We start from the raw sequence: 8,922 nt of genomic DNA, 5'->3' as shown, positions 1-8,922 counted from the left end.
CTAACCCAAGTCAGCATGACTTGGGTTTTTTTGTTGTTTTTATCTCCTATTTAAGTGCTGTAAGACTTCCACCTCGAAATTTGTGAGAAAGTGAAGGTGATATGATTTTTATTAAAAAAGACCGTAAATGGTCTTTTTTATTTTTTTGAATACAATTTTTTGTAAAATGAAACCAAAATACTACTTTGCATCGTTATATATATGAACAAAAGAAAGAAGGAGGTTCCTAGGTGAAAGAACAGGAGTTACTGCAAAGAATTAGAGGCGGAGACAAAGAAGCGTTTCGTTTACTCGTTAAAGAGTTGTTACCAGCTGCTTATAAAACAGCTTATCTTATACTCAAAACAAAAGAATACGCAGAAGATGCACTACAAAATGCGTTAGAAGGTGCCTATATTAGTATTATGAAAAATAAAGACATGACGAATTTTAAAGCGTGGTTTTTTCGTCTTGTGTATTCAAGAGCAATAGATATTTATAGAAAAAACAATCGTTTTGTACATATGGACATAGATGACAGTTATGAAGCGCAAATAAAAATAACTTCTCAATCTGCGCAACAAGTAGCAATTAAAAAAGAAAATCAAAACGAAATGATCGCTCACATTATGAAATTAAAAAGAGAAGAGAGTGTACCTCTTTTTCTTCATTTTTATGAAGACTTAGCAGTAAGAGAAATTGCTCTTATTCTTGGTGAGAATGTAAATACAATCAAAAGTAGAATGAAACGCGGAAAACAAAAGCTGGCTGTTATTATAACAGAGTCAAATCGTTCCCTAGAGGGGGTTATGACAAATGAATTATAAGAAAGAGAACAAGTTTCAATCCTTAAATAACTTAGAAGTACCTAAAAGTATTGAGACATTTATGGATGAATTACCAAATCGGTATGCGAATGGAGAAATAGAAAAGGACATTGAAGATCAGGTTAATAGAGAATGGAGTGGTTTTCAAAAAGATTTAAAGAAGAAAAATAGATTTAAACAGAAGAGGGTCATATTTCCTGTATCCATTGCAGCAGCTTGCCTTTTATTTATTGGTGGAGCATTTGTCTCTCCAGCTATGGCGCAAATTGCATCGAAAATTCCATATCTCAACTTATTGTTTGAATCTAAACCAGTAATAGATGAAATTAGTGATGCTTTAAATGAAGAAGGGTATAAGTGGGACGGATTAGGTGTTAGTGTTCATCCAAGGGAAGTCAGTGTAGGGATTGAAGGGTCAAATGCATATTATCGTAAAGTGAAAGAGCCAGTTACAGAGCTTATTCAAGGTGTATTAGATGCACGGAATTATGATGCGTATAAAATAAGGATTTATAAAGCTGAGATGCCTCCACAAAGGGACACTACTGCAGAAGAACTGAGGAAATCTGAAGAAAATGAAAAGGCGATTACACTAACTTCAGAAGTATTGAAAAAATACGGATATGAATCTGATAAAGTAATGGTATATGATGATCAAATAATCAAACTACAATTACCAAATAATGAGACAAGGATAAATGAAATTAAAAACGATGTAATGGAAAATGTAAAAAAGATAGGTATTAAAGAATTCCAAGTAAAAGTCCGTACATACGATCATCAAAAAGAGGAACGTGAAGTTAGATGGATGCCAATTTTCACTACAATTGTAGACGGCTTAACGGCCAAACAAAAATATGAGGTAAAGTCAGTAGGTTACACAAATAAACATGAGTATTTCTCTATTTCAATTGATACAAATTTATCACCATCTAATAAAAATACAGATGATGTTGTGAATGAAATTGAGCAAACTGTGCAAGACTTTCTTAGTTCAGACGAAATACAAAAGATGATTCAAGGTGATCAGTATGAAATTGTGATTTATGATAAGACAGGGAAAGGAAAACTGAAGAGTATTACAAGCGATTAAATAAAGTGAAACTTCATTGAAGTTTCACTTTTTATATGTTCAATTGTTGTTATTAACTGCTCTAAATATATTATTTCACAAACTTTCCTGTAGTAAAAAACGACCTTCATCCGAAGCGTCGTACTCTTTCTTTAAAATGTTAATCTATTTATTATTAGAAAAAGCTTGAGTAATCACTTTTGTAGCCTTTGCGATGAGTTCATCATTAAAGCTTGCATTCTCTTCTTTACGACTTGACATGACCGCAATAACAATCGGCTCCCGATTTGGTGGCCAAACAATTGCTATATCATTTCGAGTTCCATAGCTACCGGCTCCACTCTTATCTCCAACTTCCCAACCTTCTGGTACACCAGCCTGAATGAGGGAATCACCGGTAGTATTTCCTTTTAACCAATTTGTGAAAATTTCTTGTTTATCAGCAGGAAGGTATTCACTGATTCCAAACACTTCAAGGGTAGTTGCAAGTGCTTTAGGAGTACTTGTATCGCGTGAATCCCCAGGGATAGCTTCGTTCAAATCTGGTTCGATACGGTCAGCCATTGTGATAGTATCGCCGCTTTCTCGTAACGCCTTTTCAAATCCATCTGGTCCACCTAATTCTTCGAAAAGAAGATTTCCTGCTGTATTATCACTATACTGTATCGCTGCTTTAGCTATCTCCCCTAGACTCATCCCTTTGTTCACAAAATCTTCTGTAATTGGAGAATATGTAACAATATCTTCATCGGTAAATGTCCTTATTTCTTCAAGTGCTGATATTGGATTTTGCTTTAATAAAACAGCCCCGGCTAGGGCTTTGAAAGTAGATGTGTACGCAAATCGTTCATTCTCACGAAATTCTATGGTTTCCTTTGTTCCTGTGTCAATAGCATAGACCCCAAGCCTCGCGTCATATTCCTTCTCAAGTTGTTCAAATTTCTCTATTACGGTTTCTTTTTCCATTATATTTTCTGACGTTTGATTAGCTCCTCCTGTATGTTCTGTTTTTGAGTGTTGTACAACCTGTTTTTTCTCATCTGAGCAACCTACAACCATAAGCACTAAGCTTATCGGTGCTAGTATTTGATACACTCTTTTTTTGTTCATGATGTAAAACCTCCTAATTATTTGATTAGACTCTTATGTACAAGTTGAAAAATAACCTTATTCAAGGAGTTTCAAAAGATTACATTTGTAGTCTGACTACATCTGTAGTACAGTATTACATATGTAGTCGAATGAAGTCAACTCTTTATTTTTTACCATCAATCTACTAAAAATATGGCTATATACCTATTTTAAAAAATTTTAAAATACGAGAGAGTTGGTGTTGAAGAACATGTTTTTAACTCATTTTATAATTGGCCTATTGGCTTCTTCATTTTCCGTTATTGTTATTTTACTTATACGAAAATGGTTTGGAAGACAACTAACAGCAAAATGGAATTATCATTTGTGGATGTTTCTTTTTATCGCTTTATCGCTTCCGTTCATACCTACTCATTTATATACTTTTAGTTCTCTTTTTAGCGGTGGGAATGCATATCAGACTAATGCACTCAGTCCTAATACGGAAATAACTAGAACTAATATGATGCAAGGCCTACACTTGATACAAGATTTTTCTGTATCTGTCAATCGGCTGGACCTATCCTTGCTTAATATAGGAGTGATGGGATTATGGGTGTCAGGTGTCGTATTATTTACTTTTACTATGGTTCGTGGATGGATCACACTTAGAAGGATAAAGAATCATTCTTCTACGTTCTCCAATCAAGAAGTTCTCTTACTTTTCGAAGAATGCAAGAAAAGACTACAGATTAAAAAATCAATAAAGATTGTTATTTCGAAAAGAGTGCAATCTCCAATGATATTCGGACTTTTTCAAACATATATCGTCTTACCTGCTCAGCATGAAAACTGGCTTAGTTTGAAACATTACGAGTATATTTTTCTTCATGAACTGAATCACTATAAACATAAGGATTTGCTGACAAATTATGTGATATTGTTCTATCAAATCATTTATTGGTTTAATCCCCTTGTCTGGCTTGCTTTTAGAGAAATGAAATTAGATCGAGAAATCGCATGTGATACATCTGTTTTACATTTAATAGATGATAATTCATTTAGTGAATATGGAAACACAATCATTAATTTTGTTGATTTTTCAAAACGGTCCAGTAAGCTACAGTTAGTAACAAAAATAAACGGTTCAAAGTCTGAAATTAAAAAGCGAATTGAACAAATTGCTGCTTATAAGCATAGTGCAAAGAAATCAATAAGAAAAAGCGTCTTTATTTATGTGTTGGTCAGTATCATATTGACAGTCCAACTACCTGTCATTTCCGCATTCGCGACGGAAAACGATCGATACTATTTTAATAATGACGGAACAGTTTATGAGGATTTACATCAATTTTTTAGAGGATATGAAGGAAGCTTTGTTTTATATGATGATAGTGCTAGACAATATCGCATTTATAATGAAGAGAAAAGTACGTTGCGAGTATCACCTGATTCCACATACAAAATTTACAGTGCCCTATTTGCACTAGAATCAAATGTGATATCACCCGAAGAATCCACCCTTTCATGGGATGGGATGGAACAACCCTATGAAGCTTGGAATATGGATCAAGATGTCTCAACTGCTTTACAAAAATCTGTGAACTGGTATTTCCAAGAACTAGATCGTAGAACAGGATTTGAAACAATACAATCCAATTTACAAGACATAAAGTATGGAAATTCTAATGTATCTGGAGGGTTAGAAGAATTCTGGCACGAATCCTCGTTGAAAATTTCTCCAGTAGAGCAAGTGCAACTACTGCAAGCATTTTATAACAATCAATTTGGATATGAGGAAATGAATATCCAAGCTGTGAAGGAAGCACTACTCTTGGAAAAGAATGAAGAAGCTCGCTTATCAGGAAAAACAGGTACAGGAACAGTGAATGGAAAAAACATCAATGGTTGGTTTATCGGGTATGTAGAGGTGAAGAACAATACTTATTTCTTTGCTACCAATATACAAAATGGAGATGATGCATCTGGAAGCAAAGCTGTAGAAATTACTTTATCAATTTTAAAAGATTTAGGAATCTATTAAAGTAAATGGAGGAGATAAATATGGAGAAAAACATTCCTAGTATATCAGAATCAGAATGGGAAATCATGAACGTGCTTTGGGATAAAGCTCCTCAAACAGCGAATGACATCATACTTTCTTTACAGGAGAGTACTGATTGGAAGCCGAAAACTATACGAACTCTTCTCGATCGATTGGTTCAAAAAGATGTAGTAGGTGTCAATAAAGATCTAAGAGTTTACACCTTTTACCCGCTCTATACACAGGGAGAGTGCCAGCGTGCCGAGACCGAATCATTTATCAAGCGTATCTATGGAGGTACCTTGAAATCCATGTTTGTCCACTTTATTCAGGAAGATACCCTGTCTGATGAGGATATTAATGAATTACGTTTTATTTTAGATAAGAAACCTAAAAAGAAATAATATGAAAAAGGCGATATGGAATTTTTCCATATCGCCTTTTTCGGTCGAAATAGTGGGGGATGGAGAAAACACCCACTGATTAAAGTTGCACTTTATAGTTGGAATACTTCTTAAAATCCTGTAAAAGCTGTACGGTTGTTTTTTGAATAAGCAAAGGCAGCACATGAAATGAATATGGTTTATAGACACGCTCTGTCCATTTGTGACCGTCTTTCCCGTACACCCCCATGTTAATAGAAGGGATATTTAATTTACGTATAGTGTCATATGGAAGTGGATATAGTTGTTCCCATTTTGGGAAGTTCTGTAATAATGGTTTTAGTTCATCATCTGTTTCGTGAATAGATAGGAAGCTTCCATCAGCTAAATAAGGGAAAAACTTTTTCAACACAAATTGTTCTCCAGTCTCATCTTGTACATTTTGTAGTATTATTTCAATACTGCTTTGTAATTGATGACTTTGTTCACTTGTTTGTTTTAAATAGTTATGTGGTAAAAAAGGCGGTGCAAAAAATAAAATAACCCTCGCCTTTTTCTTAGGATCCATTTCTTGCAGAGCAGCGACAATTTCAAAACAAACTTCACGTAAGTCGCTATTATTACTTTGTTTTAGCGTGTCTTGAATAATTGCTTCCGTATTTATGCCATGTTGTTGTAATTCTTCTATATAATCTCCGTAACTTGTAACCGCAATCTCCCATGAAAGATCACGTGATGGTAAGCCTGTTACAAATAAATAATGTTGAAACTGTTCTTTGAGATACTCTTCAGCTTCTTTACATACCTGTCTTGTTTCGGCTAATAGTCTTTCAAGAACTTCTTCAGGTGTAGATTCGTAAATAAAATAATTAAAATACAGCTGGCTGCTTGTTGCGGTTTGTACAGTATAACTTTCTTTATTATCACGTTGATATAAACATGTTGGAGGTAAAACAAGCTCATCAGGTATAAATTCAGTTAGTTGATAGTTGTTATGTAATCTGCGCGTAATTTGAGCAGCAATAAAGTTTGGATCAATTCCTGATAATGTATCTCCAACATGTACTTCTCTTCCATAAATATAGAAACAAGGTAGAAGTTTCCCGGCTGTTCCTGTATAAATATAGCGCTGATTGTCTCCATCGTATAAAGGTGTAATGAAATCATTATTAATTGCTAAGTGATAGTGTAATTGTTTTTCTTGCTGCATTCTTTCTAATTCAGTTAATGCAGCTGTAATTCCGCGATGTTCTCCCTCTTCATCGCCATTGAAAAGAAGGAGAATGTTTCCTTCTAATAAGTCGAGATGTTCAGAGAAGTATAGGATATTAGCAATATGAACAGCAGCACCGCTTTTCATATCAACAGCACCGCGTCCAAATAACCAATCCCCGGACTGAGCATCTGCCTGAACGTCCTCATCGCTTTCATAGGATTGGAAATACTTTTCTAGTATATCTGTAGAAAAAGCATGCTCTTTTAATGTACCGTAATCTTCAATACCTACCGTATCTAAGTGAGAATGGTAGATAATAGTAGAATCTGTTTTTTTGTTTCCTTGTAAAAAAGCAAATATATTTTTTCGCCCAATTGGATCATTTGGCACGTTTTGAACCCATAAGTGATCGGGATTATCTTGAAAGTAAGGGAAGCTACTTAAAATTTTATATAATTCATTCATAATAGCTCCTTCACCAATAGTACCGTTAATACTATTAAATGAAACTAAATGCTTCGTTAATGTTTCTACTTGCTTTGCTATAGATAAAGAGCGTAAACGTTGGTACATAGAATAAAGCCTCCTTTGTTTTTTATAACTTAACTAGCTGTATCTGATTTTGTTTTCTCTTTTTTGGATGATATGAAGGTAGTGAAATAGTCGTCGGTGATTGTTTGTACTTTGTTACTAAGGAAGAAGACAGCAAGTATATTTGGAATTACGACGCAAGCTAGCATTAAATCAAGGAATTGCCATATGAACTTTAAACCACCAACAGCTCCAATCATAATTGCTGCAATGTATACAATTCTCATATATTTAGAGAAAGTAGGGCCAAATAAATATTCAGCTTGCTTTTCACCATAAAAGATAATAACAACAACAGTAGTAATAACGAATAAGAAGAGAGTAATAGAAATGATAGTTCCTGCTAAAGTCGTTCCAAATACAGGCTCCATAGCAGCTGTAACCATTGTAGGTGCGTCACTTATACTAGTAGTCTTCCATGCCCCGGAAGTTAAAACAGTTAAAGCTGTAAGTGTACAAACAATTAGTGTATCAATTACAACTTCAAAAACGCCCCAAAAGCCTTGTTTAGCAGGGTGTTCATTTTTCGCAGCAGCATGAGCAATTGGTGCTGTTCCCATCCCCGCTTCATTGGAGTAAAGGCCACGTGCCAATCCCCAGCGAATAGCAGCAGCTACCCCAGCCCCTGCAAATCCCCCAGTTGCAGAAAGAGGAGTAAATGCGTGTGTAAAGATTAAACTAAAAGCCGTAGGGATTTCTGAAAAATTAGCAATAAGTACAGTAAAGGAACAAAGTAAATATAAAATAACCATAAGAGGAATAAGGCGTTCTGAAACTTTTCCAATCGTTTTAATTCCCCCATATGTGACAAGCCCGACAAGAATAACGATGAGAATACCTGTTATAGCTGGTGGAATATGAAAGGAACTTTTTATAGTTGTAGCAATAGAGTTAGCTTGCACCATTGTGCTGGCTACAATTTCAATCATGAGAGCGAATGCAAAGAAGAAGGCAACTTTTTTCCACCCTAAACCTTTTTCAATATAATACATTGGTCCGCCGACCCATTCACCGTTCTCATTTTTTTGTCTGTAGTGAACACCTAATACAACTTCGGCATATTTTGTAGCCATGCCGATTAAAGCAACGATCCACATCCAAAAAATTGCACCGGGTCCACCTAGTGCAATCGCAACTGGAACACCAACAATATTTGCAGCCCCCATTGTAGAAGCTAAAGCAGATGTTGTCGCTTGAAAGGGTGTTACTGTACCAGGTGCGTTGTTTTTTGAAAAGATCTTTCCGAACGTTTCTTTCATAATATGAGGAAAGTACCGAAATTGGAAAAAGCGTAATCGAAATGTTAAGTAAATGCCCCCGCCAAGTAGAATGAATATCATAGGGAGTCCCCAAATAACTGTCGTAACCTGTGTAATCATCTGCGAAAATGTTTCCATAGCTCTCCTCCTAGTATATGTAGTTAAAATGATAATGCTCTCTACATAATGATTAGATATTGAATATTAGGATTGTTGTTTATTGAGTTTTTAGGAATAACAGAAGAAAAATTACTGTAACTAATAGATGGGATGTAAGTTGTATATTATGTAGAATATGTGAAACTATATATCGTACATTGATTTAATTAAAGAATATTCAGAATAATTTTGTCAATTAATTTTTTATAAGGTGTACAAATTTGTGAAAAGATGGATAGAAAGCTTTTTTAATGAAATCAACTTTTTTAAGAAAACATGTTGACTCTTTCGTGATATATGTGTAATATACTAAGAGTCGCT

The 8,922-nt window shown here is 34.7% G+C and carries 7 protein-coding genes; 4 read left to right on the top strand and 3 right to left on the bottom strand.

Features of this window, described 5'->3' with window-relative positions; genetic code table 11:
- Positions 1 to 230 precede the first annotated feature (230 nt).
- Positions 231 to 806: an RNA polymerase sigma factor gene (locus tag BAMA_RS22815; protein WP_034644265.1), complete on the top strand. Its 576-nt coding sequence runs from the start codon at positions 231 to 233 to the stop codon at positions 804 to 806.
- Positions 796 to 1,899, top strand: a complete 1,104-nt coding sequence (locus tag BAMA_RS22810) for a DUF4030 domain-containing protein (protein WP_034644263.1) — start codon at positions 796 to 798, stop codon at positions 1,897 to 1,899. Before BAMA_RS22815 ends, BAMA_RS22810 begins: the two co-directional genes overlap by 11 nt.
- A gap of 144 nt (positions 1,900 to 2,043) precedes the next feature.
- Here the strand turns inward: BAMA_RS22810 and bla are convergent, their stop codons facing one another.
- Positions 2,044 to 2,937: a class A beta-lactamase gene (gene bla / locus BAMA_RS22805; RefSeq protein ID WP_415782971.1), complete on the bottom strand. Its 894-nt coding sequence runs from the start codon at positions 2,935 to 2,937 to the stop codon at positions 2,044 to 2,046.
- A 283-nt stretch (positions 2,938 to 3,220) separates the two neighbouring features.
- On the opposite strand from bla, the gene BAMA_RS22800 reads away from it, so the two are divergent.
- Positions 3,221 to 4,993, top strand: coding sequence for a BlaR1 family beta-lactam sensor/signal transducer (locus BAMA_RS22800; protein ID WP_034644259.1), 1,773 nt, complete (start codon positions 3,221 to 3,223; stop codon positions 4,991 to 4,993).
- A gap of 20 nt (positions 4,994 to 5,013) precedes the next feature.
- The gene (gene blaI, locus BAMA_RS22795) at positions 5,014 to 5,397 is read left to right on the top strand and encodes a penicillinase repressor BlaI (protein WP_034644257.1); all 384 of its coding nucleotides are present in this window, start codon (positions 5,014 to 5,016) and stop codon (positions 5,395 to 5,397) included.
- 79 nt (positions 5,398 to 5,476) lie between these two features.
- On the opposite strand, the gene BAMA_RS22790 is transcribed toward blaI, so the two are convergent.
- The gene (locus BAMA_RS22790; RefSeq protein ID WP_034644255.1) at positions 5,477 to 7,165 is read right to left on the bottom strand and encodes a M20/M25/M40 family metallo-hydrolase; all 1,689 of its coding nucleotides are present in this window, start codon (positions 7,163 to 7,165) and stop codon (positions 5,477 to 5,479) included.
- Between the two features lie 29 nt (positions 7,166 to 7,194).
- Positions 7,195 to 8,580: an alanine/glycine:cation symporter family protein gene (locus tag BAMA_RS22785; RefSeq protein ID WP_034644254.1), complete on the bottom strand. Its 1,386-nt coding sequence runs from the start codon at positions 8,578 to 8,580 to the stop codon at positions 7,195 to 7,197.
- Positions 8,581 to 8,922 lie beyond the last annotated feature (342 nt).

The sequence above is a fragment of the Bacillus manliponensis genome (genome assembly GCF_000712595.1).
Classification (GTDB): Bacteria; Bacillota; Bacilli; order Bacillales; family Bacillaceae_G; genus Bacillus_A; species Bacillus_A manliponensis.
Note: the sequence above shows the minus strand (reverse complement) of the source record. Positions and strands in the feature narration are given on the sequence as shown.